Annotated in this window: 14 protein-coding genes; all 14 read left to right on the forward strand. The window is 48.5% G+C overall.

The window, feature by feature from the left end; genetic code table 11:
* Window positions 1-150: 150 nt before the first annotated feature.
* The 14 genes from mraZ to pheS all read left to right on the forward strand — a co-directional run bounded on the left by mraZ (window position 151) and on the right by pheS (window position 15,303).
* Window positions 151-594: a division/cell wall cluster transcriptional repressor MraZ gene (gene mraZ / locus OCV59_RS06765; RefSeq protein WP_147593738.1), complete on the forward strand. Its 444-nt coding sequence runs from the start codon at window positions 151-153 to the stop codon at window positions 592-594.
* Window positions 584-1,522: a 16S rRNA (cytosine(1402)-N(4))-methyltransferase RsmH gene (gene rsmH / locus OCV59_RS06770; protein WP_147593739.1), complete on the forward strand. Its 939-nt coding sequence runs from the start codon at window positions 584-586 to the stop codon at window positions 1,520-1,522. The genes mraZ and rsmH overlap by 11 nt, the downstream gene beginning before the upstream one ends.
* Before the next feature lie 4 nt (window positions 1,523-1,526).
* Window positions 1,527-1,979 carry a cell division protein FtsL gene (locus OCV59_RS06775; protein ID WP_147593740.1) on the forward strand — a complete coding sequence of 151 codons (453 nt, stop codon included), beginning with the start codon at window positions 1,527-1,529 and terminating at the stop codon, window positions 1,977-1,979.
* 109 nt (window positions 1,980-2,088) lie between these two features.
* A complete protein-coding gene (locus tag OCV59_RS06780) occupies window positions 2,089-4,080 on the forward strand; it encodes a penicillin-binding transpeptidase domain-containing protein (protein ID WP_147593741.1) in 1,992 nt (663 codons plus the stop codon).
* Window positions 4,081-4,094: 14 nt separating this feature from the next.
* The gene (locus OCV59_RS06785) at window positions 4,095-5,489 is read left to right on the forward strand and encodes a UDP-N-acetylmuramoyl-tripeptide--D-alanyl-D-alanine ligase (protein WP_147593742.1); all 1,395 of its coding nucleotides are present in this window, start codon (window positions 4,095-4,097) and stop codon (window positions 5,487-5,489) included.
* 8 nt (window positions 5,490-5,497) lie between these two features.
* Window positions 5,498-6,466: a phospho-N-acetylmuramoyl-pentapeptide-transferase gene (mraY, locus tag OCV59_RS06790; protein WP_147593743.1), complete on the forward strand. Its 969-nt coding sequence runs from the start codon at window positions 5,498-5,500 to the stop codon at window positions 6,464-6,466.
* A gap of 29 nt (window positions 6,467-6,495) precedes the next feature.
* Window positions 6,496-7,875 carry a UDP-N-acetylmuramoyl-L-alanine--D-glutamate ligase gene (gene murD / locus OCV59_RS06795; protein ID WP_147593744.1) on the forward strand — a complete coding sequence of 460 codons (1,380 nt, stop codon included), beginning with the start codon at window positions 6,496-6,498 and terminating at the stop codon, window positions 7,873-7,875.
* Between the two features lie 9 nt (window positions 7,876-7,884).
* Entirely contained in the window at window positions 7,885-9,036 is a 1,152-nt protein-coding gene (ftsW, locus tag OCV59_RS06800; RefSeq protein WP_262584188.1) for a putative lipid II flippase FtsW, read from the forward strand.
* A 5-nt stretch (window positions 9,037-9,041) separates the two neighbouring features.
* On the forward strand, window positions 9,042-10,151 hold the full coding sequence (murG, locus tag OCV59_RS06805; RefSeq protein ID WP_147593745.1) for an undecaprenyldiphospho-muramoylpentapeptide beta-N-acetylglucosaminyltransferase: 1,110 nt from the start codon (window positions 9,042-9,044) through the stop codon (window positions 10,149-10,151).
* A gap of 50 nt (window positions 10,152-10,201) precedes the next feature.
* Window positions 10,202-11,461, forward strand: coding sequence for a UDP-N-acetylglucosamine 1-carboxyvinyltransferase (murA, locus tag OCV59_RS06810; protein ID WP_147593746.1), 1,260 nt, complete (start codon window positions 10,202-10,204; stop codon window positions 11,459-11,461).
* Entirely contained in the window at window positions 11,448-12,200 is a 753-nt protein-coding gene (locus OCV59_RS06815; RefSeq protein ID WP_147593747.1) for a cell division protein FtsQ/DivIB, read from the forward strand. Before murA ends, OCV59_RS06815 begins: the two co-directional genes overlap by 14 nt.
* A 100-nt stretch (window positions 12,201-12,300) precedes the next feature.
* On the forward strand, window positions 12,301-13,413 hold the full coding sequence (ftsZ, locus tag OCV59_RS06820; RefSeq protein ID WP_147593748.1) for a cell division protein FtsZ: 1,113 nt from the start codon (window positions 12,301-12,303) through the stop codon (window positions 13,411-13,413).
* 80 nt (window positions 13,414-13,493) lie between these two features.
* Window positions 13,494-14,258: a TrmH family RNA methyltransferase gene (locus tag OCV59_RS06825; protein WP_147593749.1), complete on the forward strand. Its 765-nt coding sequence runs from the start codon at window positions 13,494-13,496 to the stop codon at window positions 14,256-14,258.
* A gap of 22 nt (window positions 14,259-14,280) precedes the next feature.
* Entirely contained in the window at window positions 14,281-15,303 is a 1,023-nt protein-coding gene (pheS, locus tag OCV59_RS06830) for a phenylalanine--tRNA ligase subunit alpha (protein ID WP_147593750.1), read from the forward strand.
* Window positions 15,304-15,313: the final 10 nt, after the last annotated feature.

Here is a 15,313-nt window from a genome sequence, read left to right on the forward strand (position 1 = left end):
CTAAATATGGCGTTTTTTATAATAAAGAACAAAATGATTTCTTGCCTGATTTTCATTTTTGGAGTAAAATATACTGCGCGTGGAGTGATTTTGTTGATAAATGGTTTGAAGTGGTTTAGAATGGAGCTAAACACAATGGGAGGGAACTAAATGTTTGTAGGCAAATACAACAATTCAATAGACAGCAAGTCTAGGGTGATAGTGCCTGCAAAATTCAGGGACGAGCTTGAGGGCAGATGCATCATAGCGAAATCTCTGGACAGATGCCTGACCATTTATCCGCTGGCGCAATGGGAAAAGTTTGTCGAGGAAAAACTGGAGATACTTCCTGCCGGCAACCCTCAGGCCAGAAAACTCAAGAGACATTTCTATTCATCTGCGGCAGAATGCGATGTGGACAAGCAGGGAAGGCTTACTATACCGCAGGAGCTCAAGGAATATGCAGGGATAGAAAAAGAGCTGATAACTGTCGGAAGCGACAAGACTATAGAAGTGTGGAGCAGGGAGCACTGGGAAGATGAACTGGATCCCGATACCGGAGAACTGATGAATGCCAGTGAAGTGGCGGAAAGTATGGAGCAATATGGATTTTAAACATGTACCGGTCCTGTATGAAGAGTGTATTTCAAATCTGAATATAAAAAGCGGCGGGATCTATGTCGACGGGACTCTGGGAGGAGGCGGACATGCCGGCGGTATAGCGCGGCAGCTCGGTCCTGACGGGATGCTGATAGGCATAGACAGGGATACCGACGCGATAAATGCCGCGGGGAAACGTCTGGCGTCGGCAGAGTGCAGAGTGCAGCTCGTGCACAGCAATTACTCGGAAATAAAGCAGGTCCTTCGAGATCTGGACATAGACGGGATAGACGGAGCTCTGCTGGATATCGGAGTATCGTCGTTTCAGCTCGACAACAGCGAGCGCGGATTTTCATATATGCAGGATGCGCCACTCGACATGAGGATGAACCGGGACGAGAAATTCTCGGCATACGATGTCGTCAACGGTTATGATAAAAAGCATCTTACAGAAATAATCAAAAAATACGGCGAAGAAAAGTGGGCGTCGAGAATAAGCGATTTCATCGTAAACAGACGCAGAGAAAGCAGGATAGAAACCACCGGAGAGCTGGTGGATATAATAAAGGCGGCGATCCCGGCATCTGCCAGGAGAGACGGGCCGCATCCCGCGAAGCGGACCTTCCAGGCGATAAGGATAGAAGTGAACGGGGAGCTCGAGCAGCTGAGCACTGCGATAGACGAGTTCTGCGACGTGCTCCTGCCGGGAGGGAGACTGTGCATAATAACCTTTCATTCTCTTGAAGACAGGATAGTGAAGGAAACATTCAACAGACGGCTGAATCCGTGTACATGCCCGAAGGAATTTCCGGTATGTGTGTGCGGAAAGGTTTCTGATATGAAAAAGGTGACGGGTAAACCTATAGTGTCCGGCGAGGCCGAGCTGGAGAGTAACCCGAGGGCAAGAAGTGCAAAGCTCAGAGTGATAGAAAAGAAGAGGTAATGACATGATAGCAGCTGAAAGATGGTATGAATACCAGAAAAATTATCAGAAGTACGGTCTGGACATGAAGCCGCAGCCGGAACGGGAAGAACGCTCACGCAGAAGACGCAGTGCGAAAAAGCCGGCGATATCTGCAGGCGAAGGCAAAAAAGCGGCCCTTTCGCTGGTCATGATAGCAGGCATTGCGATGATAATGCTCATAATAATAACTGCATATTCGGCAAACCTGCAGTATAATATAAATTCGATGCTGAAGGAGAACCGTGCGCTTGCAGGAGAGATAGAGAACCTGCAGGTCAAGGTGTACAGCGCCAACAACATCGAGTATGTGGAGAGCAAGGCCACCGGTGAACTCGGCATGGTATACCCGAGCGAAAGCAGTAAAGTGTACATAACCAACGACGACATCCCGGAAGAAGGCTTTGCTGATATGCTCAGGGAAAAGGCATATAACTGACAGGAGAAAAATATAATATCTCGTAGCAGATGATAATAAAATGTAACTGTGATACCCGGGCAGATAAATCAGGAGATATGTCCGGGGTCGCTTTTTAAAGGGGAGTAAAGTGACGGCATTAAACAGTAGTAAGAAAAACCTTATCATAATACTCGTGATAGTATTCACGCTTATGCTGATCCTGTGCATCAGGCTGGGCTGGGTGCAGATCGTAAAGGGCAGTAAGTATTCTGAGCTGGCTGTGGAACAGCAGACCAAAGATACTCCGATAGAGGCCAAGCGCGGCGTGATCTATGATACGAACGGCAATGAGCTGGCGGTCAGCGTCACATGCTACACGATATGGGCAAGACCTGCTGATGTCAGATCAGGTGATACAGAGGCTGAAAAAAACGAGAACGTCGAAAAAGTATCTAAGACACTCGCTGAGGTCCTGGAAATGGATTATGACGATGTCAAAGAAGCTGTGACGAAAGAGCAGAGCGTGATCAAGATAAAAAAAGGTATAGATAAGGATCATGCAGACAAAATAAGAGAAGCTGAGCTTCCGGGAGTAGAGATCGCAGAAGACACCAAGAGGAGTTATCCACTCGGCGCTTTTGCATCGCATACACTAGGATCAGTGACAGATGACAATACGGGGCTTTCGGGTCTGGAGCTGCAGTACAATACATATCTGAGCGGCGTTTCAGGACGGTCGGTAAAGTATACTGATATCGGCGGGAACAGCCTGGCATACGGCAAAGAAAAGCATTACAATGCAGAGGACGGATACAGCGTCGTTACGACAATAGATCAGGTGATACAGCATTACACGGAGAAAACAATAGCTGAAGTACAGGAGAAGACCAGTGCGAAGAGAGCGATGGCGATAGTCATGGATCCTAAGACCGGAGATATCCTGGCAATGGCGCAGACACCTGAATTCGACCTGAATGATCCGAAGACTCCGCTCGACAAAGAAGAACAGAAGAAGCTTGAAAGCATGTCTGAGGACGAAAAGGTGACATACTGGAACAAGATGTGGAGAAACTCGCTGATCTCCGATGTGTATGAACCGGGATCGACTTTCAAGCTGCTGACGACAGCTATCGCTCTGGAAGAGGGCGTGACAGATCTTGATTCGACATATACATGTACGGGATCGATCGCTGTCGGCGACCAGATCCTGCACTGCTGGAGCAGCGATCATCCTCACGGGACGCAGAACCTGAAACAGGCGGTGGGGAATTCCTGCAACCCTGTTTTCGTGCAGCTTGCGACCGGCATAGGCATAGATAAATTCTACAACTACATGGCGACGTTCGGCATAACGGGAAAAACCGGAATAGACTTTCCGGGAGAAGGAAGCGCTATACTCCAGTCAAAGGAAAGCGCAGGTCCGGTAGGACTTGCGACTATAGGTTTCGGCCAGGGTGTTGCGGTGACGCCTATACAGCTGATAACTGCGATAAGCTCGTTCGGAAATGAAGGAAAGCTGCTGAAACCGAGACTTGTCAAGGAACTCAGGGACTCCGACGGCAATACGGTCGAGAAATTCGAGACAGAAGTTGTCAGACAGGTGGTTTCGAAGGAGACTGCCGAGGAGATATGTGATATAATGCAGTTTGTCGTTGACGAAGGCGGCGGCGGTGCAGCAAAGGTCGACGGATACAAGGTCGGTGCAAAGACAGGTACTGCAGACAAGGTAAAGGAAGACGGCACAGGGTACAGCGGTGACACTTATTCGTCATGTATAGCTATGGCTCCTATGGACGATCCTCAGATAACGGTACTGCTCATCGTTGACAGCCCGCAGGGCGTGAAATACGGAAGCGTGACGGCAGCTCCGGGAGTGCATCAGATACTTGAAGATTCACTCCGATATCTGAATATCTCCCCTGACGAGGAGAGCCAGAAGGAAGCCGACGCGGAGAAGGTAGAAGTGCCTGATGTCACAGGCCAGAGCGCGAGCAATGCCATAGGCATACTTGCCGGGGATTCTCTGGATTACGATACCGATAAGGAAGCTGCCGCAGAGAGCGATTTCATAGTCACGAAGCAGTATCCTGAAGCGGGGACAAAAGTGAAAAAAGGCAGTAAAATCTATTTGTATAAATAAGCAGGTGCGCATTTATGGACAGAATATCAGTAGAAGAAATCGTCAGAGCCGTGAACGGTACACTGGTGAGAAAGTGTGAAGAAGATCACATCACCGGTGTCAAGCACGATTCCCGGGAGTGTCAGCCCGGAGACATGTTCGTTGCGGTAAAAGGCGAAAACCAGGACGGCCACAGATATATACCGCAGGTAGTCGCAGCAGGGTGCCGTACAGTTATGGTTTCACACAGGGAAGGCTGGTACGGAGAGATCAGTTCCACGCCTTGCAATATAATAGAAGTCGAAGACACCGTATACGCGATGGGCGAACTGGCGTCATATTATCTCGACAGGCTGGACATATTGAAAGTCGCAGTCACGGGAAGCGTCGGCAAGACATCTACGAGAGACATGATATACTATGTGCTCAGCGAGAAATACGTATGCGGAAGAAATATGAAAAATTTCAACAATGATATCGGACTTCCGTTATCGATATTCCAGTTTGACAGCGGTACACAGGCTGCAGTGCTGGAGATGGGGATGGATCATTTCGGTGAAATCGACCGGCTGGGAGAGATCGTAAAGCCGGATATAGCGGTGATAACGAATATAGGGATCTCTCATATGGAAAACCTGGGCAGCCGGGAAGGCATCTTCAAGGCGAAGATGGAAGTCGCGGGGCATATCACCGGGCGCGACGGGAAACCGGGATATCTCGTATTCCCGTGGGACGGGGAGTTCCTGACGAGAGAGCGAACAGCGGGAGCCTATAAGCAGATAATGATAGGCGACGACGGAAAGAGCGATTACATCATCTCGAATGTGAACGATTATGGAATGGACGGTATATCATTCGATCTGGAGCATGATGAAAAGATAGAGAAGATAAAGATACCTGTTCCGGGCCGACACAACGCAGTCAACAGCACGCTTGCGATCGCGGTCGGCGAGCTGCTGGGGGTGAGCATCGATGAAGCCCGGGAGGGACTTGCAAAGGTGCAGCTTACGGGAAGCAGGCTGAAGCGCATTGAAAACGGGAGACTGAGCGTTATAGACGACAGCTACAATGCGAGTCCGGATTCTATGAAGAGTGCGCTCAAGGTGCTTGAGCAGAGCGCATGCAAAGGCCGCAGGACTGCTGTGCTGGGAGATATGTTCGAGCTGGGCGATCAGACAGAACGTCAGCACTTCGAAGTCGGCCTCTTTGCACGAGGTCTCCGTATAGACAGAGTAATAGCTGTGGGAGAGCTTGCAAAAAATATAGCCGACGGGGCATCCGGAGGTGATGTGCAGGTCGTATGGTTCGAAAAGAAAGAAGACCTGTACGACAGACTGGATCAGTTTGCAGGCGCCGGTGATATAATACTGGTCAAAGGATCCAGAGGGATGAAGATGGAGCAGATAGCGGAAAGGATTTTAAAAATTTAGGAGACGCCATGAATTATATTAACATCGTAATAATCATCTTGATAGCGTTTATTATCTCTGTGATTTTAACAAAACTGGCAATACCTGTTTTGAGAGCGAAGGCAGGGCAGAACATCAGAGAGGAAGGACCGGAATCGCATCTGTCAAAGGCCGGGACACCGAGCATGGGCGGGATCGCGATAATAATTGGTGCAGCGATCGCAGCAGCTGCGGGAGGTCTGATATGGGGCGCGAGCGCTTCAGACATGATAGTGATACTGTTCGTGTTCGTCGGATTCGGACTGATAGGATTCTTTGACGACTATCTGAAAGTGATAAAGAAAAACAATCTGGGGCTGAGAGCATATCAGAAGTTCGGGCTTCAGATAGTGATATCTGTGATACTGGCTGTGTTCCTTGCCAACTGTTCGGAGGGAAGCACGCTGGTGTTCATACCGTTCGCAAATATATATGTCGATTTCGGCATATGGTATATACCGTTTATCGTGTTTGTCGTTCTTGCTATGACGAATGCGGTGAACCTGACAGACGGACTTGACGGACTTGCATCCGGAGTCACAGCGCTCGTAACGCTGTTCTTCTCGATAGCCGGCGTGATCTACGGACTTGCGGCAGGAGCATATTTCTGTGCGGCAGTGTGCGGAGGATGTCTCGGATTCCTGGTGTTCAACAGGAACCCCGCAAAGATATTCATGGGCGATACGGGATCGCTTGCACTTGGAGGAGGACTTGCGGCTGCTGCAATAGTTATGAAAATGGAGCTGTTCCTGCCTGTCGCCGGACTGCTTTATGTGATCGAGGCTCTGTCTGTAGTACTTCAGGTGGGATATTTCAAACTTACAAAAGGCAAGAGACTGTTCAGGATGGCTCCGATACATCACCATTTCGAGAAGTGCGGATTCAGGGAAGTCCAGGTCGTGACAGCATTCTGGATATTTACAGCTGTATGCTGTTTTGCAAGTCTTATAATTATTTAGATCATTGATTGAGTTAGGAGAAGATACCGATGGCAAAAGGAAATGTGACAGATATGAAAAACAAGAAAGTACTGATAGTAGGCATGGGGAATTCGGGAAAAGCGGCAGCGCAGGCTATGGTAAAGCTGGGCGCTGATGTTTCGGTCCAGGATAATAAATCCGAAGACAGTATAGATCCTCAGCTGCTGATGTTCCTCAGGGAAAAGTCGGTAAAGTGCTATCTGGGCTGCCAGCCTGATGATATGAGCATCTTTGATATGCTTATACTCAGTCCGGGAGTTTCTCCGGAGCTCAGCTTCATAAAGGAGGCACAGGCTGCCGGTGCAGAAATAACGGGCGAGCTTGAGATCGCATACAGGGTAGGACATGGAAATTACGTTGCGATAACGGGCACGAACGGCAAGACTACGACTACTACGCTTGTAGGAGAGATATACAAGGCTGCAGGAAAGAAAACATATGTCGTAGGAAACATCGGCGTCGCAGTGATATCGAAGGCACTTTCAGCGGAGGACGACAGCTGGCTCGTAACGGAGACCAGCAGCTTCCAGCTTGAGACTATAAGAGATTTCAAACCTGAGGTATCGGCGATACTTAATCTCACACCTGACCATCTCGACAGACATAAGACTATGGAAAATTACGGAAAAGCAAAGGCTGCAGTTTTCCGAAACCAGACTCCCGACCAGTACTGCGTCATCAATTACGATGATGAGGAGTGCATGAAGCTGGTCAGGGACTGCAAGGCAAAGATAGTTCCGTTCAGCAGGAAGAAAACTCTCGATTTCGGTGTCTATGTAGACGGAGATACGATAATAATAAAAGATGAAGACGGAAGCATCAAGGAGATATGCAGGCCGGTGGAACTGCAGATACCGGGTGCTCATAATCTGGAAAATGCACTCGCCGCATGTGCGATAGCCTACTTCGGAGGCATAGAGCCTTCTGTGATAGCCGATGTGCTCAGGAGCTTCAAGGGCGTAGAACACAGGATCGAGCTGTGCGGCGTGATCGATGATATAAGGTTCGTGAACGATTCCAAGGGAACGAATCCGGATGCTTCGATCAAGGCTATAGAAGCGATGAAGAACAATATAATACTGATAGCCGGTGGCTATGACAAGAACTCATCCTTCGACGAATTCGTAAATGCGTTCGACGGCAGAGTCAAAGCGCTGCTGCTGATGGGCAAGACGGCTACAAAGATCAAAGAGGCAGCCGAGAAGGCGGGCTTTACAGATTCGATAATACTCAAGGATATGGAAGCTTGTGTGAGGGAAGCATACAGGATCGCACAGCCGGGAGATGTCGTGCTGCTTTCACCTGCATGTGCCAGCTGGGATATGTACACGAGCTTTGAACAGAGGGGAAAACACTTTAAAGATTGTGTGCAGGCTTTGGAAAGGTGACGGTTATAATTGGAAAGAGCAGATAATAAGCTAAAAGGGAAAAAGAGAACAAAACTGAAGCTGAAAAGCGGGGATTTCTGGCTGATGCTGTTCACGCTGATGCTGGTGCTGTTCGGACTGATAATGGTTTTCAGTGCGAGCTACTATTCTTCGATAAGCCAGGACGGCAATCCGTACAGTTATCTGGTGCGACACGGCGCGTGGGTCGTTTTCGGTCTTGTGGCAATGGCTTTCGGAGCATTGTTCGATTACCGGAAGTATAAAAAATGTGCACTACCGATACTGATAGTAAGCGTGATACTGCTGGTGCTGGTGCTGACTCCGCTCGGACAGACGACTAACGGTGCGACAAGGTGGATAAAGGTCGGGCCGGTAACGATTATGCCGGGTGAGATCGCAAAGATCGCAGCGATAATATTCGTGGCGTGGTTCCTGAGTGAAGATGCGAGCCGGATAAAATCGCTGAAGAGAGGCATTCTTCCGCTTCTCGGTATCATTGCGGTTTACGGCGCGCTGATAGTAAAGCAGCCGAATCTGTCCACTGCCATAACGGTGTGCGGCATAATAATCGCCATGATGCTGGTAGCAGGACTGAAATGGAGATATGTGGCCACGGCCGGCGGGATAGGCGTAGTAGGGATACTCAGCATAGTGATCTTCATGAAGGACACATACTGGTACAACAGACTTACGAGCTTTACCGATCCGTTCCAGGATGCGCTGGGTGACGGATATCAGGCTGTACAGTCGCTGCTCGCTCTGGGATCGGGCGGACTGTTCGGAGTCGGACTGGGAAAGAGCGTCCAGAAGAACCTGTATCTGCCGGAGCCTCAGAACGACTTCATACTTGCGATAATAGGAGAAGAGCTGGGATATATAGGGGTGCTGCTGCTGATCGCGCTTTATTGCCTGTTCATATGGAGAGGCATCCACATCGCGCTCAATGCGCCTGATCAGTTCGGACTTCTTCTGGCTTCAGGCATCGTCCTGATGGTGGCCATACAGGTAATACTGAATATCGCAGTCGTTACATCATCGATGCCGCCGACAGGTATAAATCTGCCATTCATAAGCTACGGCGGAAACGCATTGCTGATTTTTATGTTTTCGGCAGGAGTGCTGCTCAATATATCGCGGCACGGACTGAAAGTACAGGAGTGAATCAAATGAAAGTTATTATGACCTGCGGAGGCACAGGAGGGCATATATATCCTGCGCTGGCCATCGCAGATGAGATCAGGAAAAGGAAGCCTGATGCAGAGATAATATTTGTAGGATCTGAGATAGGCCTTGAAAGAGACCTGGTGCCTGAGAACGGATATGAGATAGAGCTTATTTCCGCAGATGGATTCAACAGAGAGCATCTGCTCAAGAATTTTGAAGTGATCAGGAAGCTGAGAAGAGGCAGTAAGCGCTCGCGCGAGATACTGCGGGCGTTCAGGCCTGATGTTGTGATAGGTACGGGAGGATATGCCAGCGCGCCGATAATGAAGGCTGCTCAGAAAATGCACATCCCGACATTCATACATGAGCAGAATGCTGTGCCGGGAATGGCGAACAAGATGCTGGAAAAACACGTCAATAAGCTTTTTCTCGGTTTCGAGGAAGCTTCGAAATATTTCAGATATCCTGAAAAACATGTCGTGGCCGGCAATCCTGTAAGACATGTCTTCATGACTGCGGACAGGGAGAAATCGAGAGCGGAGCTCGGCTTCGACCAGTCTGATTTCGTACTGCTCGCATTCGGAGGAAGCCAGGGGGCGGGGCGTGTAAACAAGGCGATGACCGGAATAATAGAGGCTTTCAATGGCCTGAAGGGCTTTCGCATATGCCTTGCGACCGGCAGCTATTATTACGATGCGATAAAAGAGGAGCTTAAAGAGAAGGGCATACAGGTGGCGGATAATGTTGATATCATGGAGTACATACATGATATGGCTAAATATCTGTCTGCGGCAGATCTTGTAATAAGCCGCAGCGGAGCGCTCAGCGTTGCAGAAGTCACTGTCTGCGGCGTACCGGCAGTGTTCATCCCTTCGCCGCTCGTGACCGGAAATCATCAGTATTTCAATGCAAAGGCAGTAGCGGACAAAGGCGGAGCTCTGATAATAGAAGAAAAGGATCTCAACAATGATGAACTGATCGGTGAAATACTTAAGTTGAAAAACGATCCGGCGACGCTGAAGCAGATGGCAGAAAAAAGCTATTCATGTGCACCTCTCGATGCAACAGGAATAATCTGTGACAGCATCATGGAAGCTATAGGGCAGAAGTAACGATAAAGGAGCCTCCGACATATTATGGAATATGATTCGGAGGTGTTTTTTTGGGAGAGTATATTATCAGAGGGGGCATCAGGTTAAGCGGAGAAGTAGAGATATCCGGAGCCAAGAATGCCGTGCTTCCTGTACTTGCCGCATCTGTGGTGACGGGGGATGAAAGCGTGTTCCTGCGATGTCCGGAGATAACAGATGTCGAAAGCATGCTGGAGATCCTGCAGTCTCTTGGGTGCAGAGTAAACCGTGATGACGATACCATATCTGTGGATTCATCATTTCTGTCAGAGTATCGAATACCGGAGGATCTGATGAAAGAGATGCGGTCCGGCATTTTTCTGGCAGGCTCACTGCTGGCGAGATGCGGAGAAGCGGTTATCAGCAGACCAGGAGGATGCAGGATAGGAAGCAGACCTGTGGATATGCATATAGACGGACTGCGGAAGATGGGGGCAGATGTCGTGTGTGAGGGCGATCTGATCCATATGCGTGCGGCTTCTCTGAAAGGTGCGGAGATAAGGCTGGCTTATCCGAGCGTCGGCGCGACGGAAAATCTCATGCTGGCTGCAACGGCGGCAGAGGGCACGACCCGTATATACAACAGTGCCAGAGAGCCGGAAATAGTCGATCTTCAGAAATACATAAACTGCTGCGGAGGATGTGTGAAAGGCGCCGGGACGGGCGTGATAGAGATAGATGGAAAGCGCAGGCTGGGCGGGTGTGTGCACGAAATCATGCCGGACAGGATCGAGGCCGGCACCTACCTTCTGATGGCACTGGCTTCCGGCGGTGAAATACTGCTGAACGGCATAGCTCACGAAACACTGCAGGCGCTGCTCGATATCCTGGAAAACGGAGGCTGCGACATAGGCTACGACCGAAATGCGATATGGGCAAAATCCAACGGCAGGGAAAAGCTGAGCGGTATCGTAAGCACAGCTCCGTACCCTGGGTTCCCTACTGATCTGCAGGCACAGCTTTCTGCCTTTCTCACCAGAACAGGAGACGAGTTCGTGGTGAAAGAAAGCGTGTTCGAAAACCGGACGGGGTATGCAAAAGAATTGAAAAAAATGGGAGCGGATATTGAAATATCGCAAAAAAAAGTTATAATTAAAGGTAACAATATATTGTGTGGAACAGCTGTCACAGCTGAAGACCTCAGGGGCGGTGCGGCTCTCGTTATTGCAGGCCTTATGGCTCAGGGGGACACCGTGGTCAGGAACACTAAATATATCAAACGGGGATACAGCAGGTTTGCGGATAATATAAGACGTTTAGGTGGAGACATTAGAGAGAATGAGAAAAGATAACCGTACAGAAAAAACTGTCAAAAAGAAAAAACGGCGAAAAAAGCATTATCTGCTCAGGCTGCTCATAATAGCGGCAGTATGTGTCGGACTTTATTTTCTGGCACATATAGAGTATTTCAATGTGGATAACGTTGTTGTGACGGGAAACAGGGAGATATCCGATGAGGAGATAATAAAGCTCTCCGGGATAAAAACAGGAGGGAATCTGTTCGATGTGCATCCGCTGATAGCTCAGCATAAGATAAAGAAGAATCTGTATATAGAAGACGTCGATGTCGACAGGAAGCTGCCGAACACGGTAGAGATCAATATCAGCGAACGAAGCGGCAAGGCTCAGTTCGTAAAGGGCAGGAAGTACTGCGTTACCGACAATGACGGCAAGGTGCTGGAGATCAGCAAAGAAGAGAAAAAAGTGACGATAGTTGAAAATGTGACAGTGACGGATGCAAAGCTGTCCGAAACTATCAGCGTCAAGGAGACAGGTGTCTACAGCAAAGCCATGAAGCTCATCCGGACGACCGAAAACAATGATCTTTACTTCAAAAAAATAAAGATCAGCAGCAATAATGTCGAAGCTTACGTGTACGACGGGCTCGTATGCAAAGGCAGATATGACAATGTCATGACAGCGATAAAGTCCGGCGCACTGAAGGCAGTAGTGTATGAACTGTACCAGAAAGGTGTCGAAAGCGGGGTCATCAGTGTAGGCAGTAATAATTATTGTTCCTTTACGCAATAAAATTTGTATGTTATAATGTATGTGTTTATTATGAAGAAAATGCTTTTAAATTCACGTTTTGAAGATATGGGGCATAAAATTTTACAGGAGGTACCTCTGAATGTTACAATTTGAGATGAATGACTCGACGCTGCAGGAGATAAAAGTAATAGGTGTCGGTGGCGGCGGCTGTAACGCAGTTAACAGGATGATAGACGGCGGCATGAAAGGTGTTACTTTCATCGCTGTAAATACTGACAAACAGGCTCTTGCCAAGAGTAAGGCAGAAACTAAAATACAGATAGGCGAAAAGCTTACAAAAGGTCTCGGAGCCGGAGGGAACCCTGAAGTAGGCCAGAAATCAGCAGAAGAAAATCTTGAAGATCTTGAAAAATTCATTGCGGGATCGGATATGATCTTCGTTACATGTGGAATGGGCGGAGGTACAGGAACAGGTGCAGCTCCTATAATCGCAAAGATCGCCAAGGATATGGGCATCCTTACGGTAGGTGTCGTTACGAAGCCTTTCAGATTCGAAGGGAAGAAAAGAGGCGAACACGCTGATCTCGGTATCAAATTCCTCAAGAAATATGTGGATTCGCTCGTAGTGGTTCCTAATGACAAGCTTCTTGAGAGCGTACAGGAGCAGACTTCACTTCTCGAAGCGTTCGAGATGGCAGATGAAGTTCTCAAGAAGGGCGTTCAGGGTATTTCAGATATCATAGTCGACGATGCACTCATCAACCTCGACTTCGCCGATGTTACTACCATCATGAAGGACAGAGGAATCGTACATATGGGAGTAGGCGTAGGAAAAGGCGAGACCAAGCTTGATGACGCAGTGAGAGGAGCTATCGACAGCCCGCTTCTCGAAACAAAGATTTCAGGAGCAAGAGCTGTTCTCATCAATATCACAGGCGGAAGAGATCTCACAATGTACGATGTTGACAGAGTGGCTTCGCAGATCGACGAAGAAGCGGACAAGAATGCAATAATCATTCTGGGAGCATCGATCAAGGAAGATCTGCAGGATGAGATATCAGTAACAGTAATAGCAGCAGGCTTTGAAAAGCCTAACAGTGATCTGCTCAACAGCTCTGTCGTTCCTGGTGAAGGAACTCTGGAAGACAGCGCAGAACTCAGAAAACCACAGGAGACAAAAGCTGCGGCTGCGGACGATGATGTTTACAAAGGTACATCACGCATAGATATACCAACTTTCTTACAGAGATAAGAGAAAGGAAAAGAGTATTCCAATAGCCGGTTCTAGCTAGCCGGCTATTGTTCTGCATTGCACTTTTTCGGTCAGGATATATGAAAACGATCAGATCAAAAGATAATCAGATATATAAAAGCACGCTCAAGCTGCTGAAAAAGAAATATCGAGACGAGACAGGCCGATATCTTCTCGAAGGCGTCAAACCGCTGGAAGACGCATTCGGGACGGGAGCCGGGATCAGTAGCATATTCGTTCGCGAAGGCATTTTCCCGGATACGGACAAATATGCGGCAGGTACGGTGATCCTGAGCGGCGAACTGTTCGACAAGCTGTCTTCGACGGAAAACTCGCAGGGGATAATCGCGGTGGCAGAAAAGCGTATATACAGTGAGGCGGATTTCGGGAAAGCTGTCGGAAAAGGGAATATCCTGGTGATGGACAGGCTGCAGGATCCTGGAAACATCGGCACGATGATAAGGACAGCGGAGGCCGCAGGATATAAAGGAATAATACTGACTTCAGGAACGGGCGATGTCTATTCGCCTAAAGTGGTGAGAGCTGCAGCGGGTTCGCTTTTCAGGATGCCCGTATTGAATGCGGGAGACAGCGGAGAGGCTGTAGAACTCATCAGAAGAATGGGAAAGAAGATAACAGTTACATGCCCGGACAACGGGATAAGCTGTTTTGAGGCAGACATGGTCTCGGATACGGCTCTGGTAATAGGCAATGAAGGCCGGGGAGTGAGCCGCGGGTTCATGGAAAATGCAGATATAAAAGTAAAGATACCTATGGCGGGATCCATAGAATCGTTAAATGCGGCAGTGGCTGCCGGAATACTTATGTATCAGTCACAAAGATAAATTTAGATGAGAGGTAAATACGATGCAAGCTCAGTTAAACAAAATTTTAGAAGAAGCAAAGGCACAGCTTAATGAAGCTTCAACTCTGGCACAGACCGACGATATAAGAGTAAAGATCCTCGGAAAGAAGGGCAAGCTTACTGAGATACTCAGAGGAATGGGAAAACTGTCGCCTGAGGAAAGAAAAACTACAGGTCAGATGGCAAACAAGGTCAGAGCCGAAGTTGAAAAAATGCTCGAGGAAAAGTTCGAGGCAGTCAAAGCAGCTGCCAAAGAAGCACAGTTCAAGATCGAGAAGATCGACGTGACAGAACCGGGCAGAGAAGTGACGCTGGGGGTAAAACATCCGCTGACGATCACTATAGAAGAAGTGTCAAAGGTATTCATGAACATGGGATTCTCGATTTCGGAAGGCCCTGAAGTGGAAACTGTCTTCAACAATTTTGATGCGCTCAATGCAGGACCTAATCATCCTTCGAGAGATATGACAGATACATTTTACATTACAAAGGACACGCTGCTGAGAACACAGACTTCACCTGTACAGGTAAGGACGCTTCTCAAGCAGGAACCTCCTATCAAGGTCATCTCACCGGGAAGATGCTTCAGATGTGATACTCCGGATGCTACGCATTCGCCGATGTTCCATCAGATCGAAGGCCTTGTGGTCGATGAAGGAATAACGATGGCGGACCTCAAGGGAACGCTCGACAGCTTTGCGAAACAGCTTTTCGGAACGAGCACCAGGACTAAGTTCAGACCACACCACTTCCCGTTCACGGAGCCTAGTGCAGAGATGGACGTATCGTGCTTCAAGTGCGGCGGAAAAGGCTGCAGGGTATGTAAAGGCAGCGGCTGGATCGAGATCCTGGGCTGCGGCATGGTGCACCCTCATGTGCTGAAAGTGGGTAATCTGGATACAGAAAAGTACACCGGATTCGCCTTTGGTATGGGCGTTGAGCGAGTTGCGATGCTTAAATACGGTGTAGACGATATAAGATTATTTTATGAGAACGATATGCGTTTCATAAATCAGTTCAAATAGGAGGGTTAAT

The organism is Brotomerdimonas butyrica, assembly GCF_025567305.1.
Classification (GTDB): Bacteria; Bacillota; Clostridia; order Peptostreptococcales; family Anaerovoracaceae; genus Lentihominibacter; species Lentihominibacter butyricus.

Coding starts and splice junctions, on each gene's coding strand:
- OCV59_RS06785 (WP_147593742.1), top strand. CDS start 4,095: ATGGACAGAATATCAGTAGAAGAAATCGTCAGAGCCGTGAACGGTACA.
- rsmH (WP_147593739.1), top strand. CDS start 584: ATGGATTTTAAACATGTACCGGTCCTGTATGAAGAGTGTATTTCAAAT.
- ftsZ (WP_147593748.1), top strand. CDS start 12,301: ATGTTACAATTTGAGATGAATGACTCGACGCTGCAGGAGATAAAAGTA.
- mraY (WP_147593743.1), top strand. CDS start 5,498: ATGAATTATATTAACATCGTAATAATCATCTTGATAGCGTTTATTATC.
- OCV59_RS06775 (WP_147593740.1), top strand. CDS start 1,527: ATGATAGCAGCTGAAAGATGGTATGAATACCAGAAAAATTATCAGAAG.
- pheS (WP_147593750.1), top strand. CDS start 14,281: ATGCAAGCTCAGTTAAACAAAATTTTAGAAGAAGCAAAGGCACAGCTT.
- mraZ (WP_147593738.1), top strand. CDS start 151: ATGTTTGTAGGCAAATACAACAATTCAATAGACAGCAAGTCTAGGGTG.
- OCV59_RS06815 (WP_147593747.1), top strand. CDS start 11,448: ATGAGAAAAGATAACCGTACAGAAAAAACTGTCAAAAAGAAAAAACGG.
- murG (WP_147593745.1), top strand. CDS start 9,042: ATGAAAGTTATTATGACCTGCGGAGGCACAGGAGGGCATATATATCCT.
- OCV59_RS06825 (WP_147593749.1), top strand. CDS start 13,494: ATGAAAACGATCAGATCAAAAGATAATCAGATATATAAAAGCACGCTC.
- murD (WP_147593744.1), top strand. CDS start 6,496: ATGGCAAAAGGAAATGTGACAGATATGAAAAACAAGAAAGTACTGATA.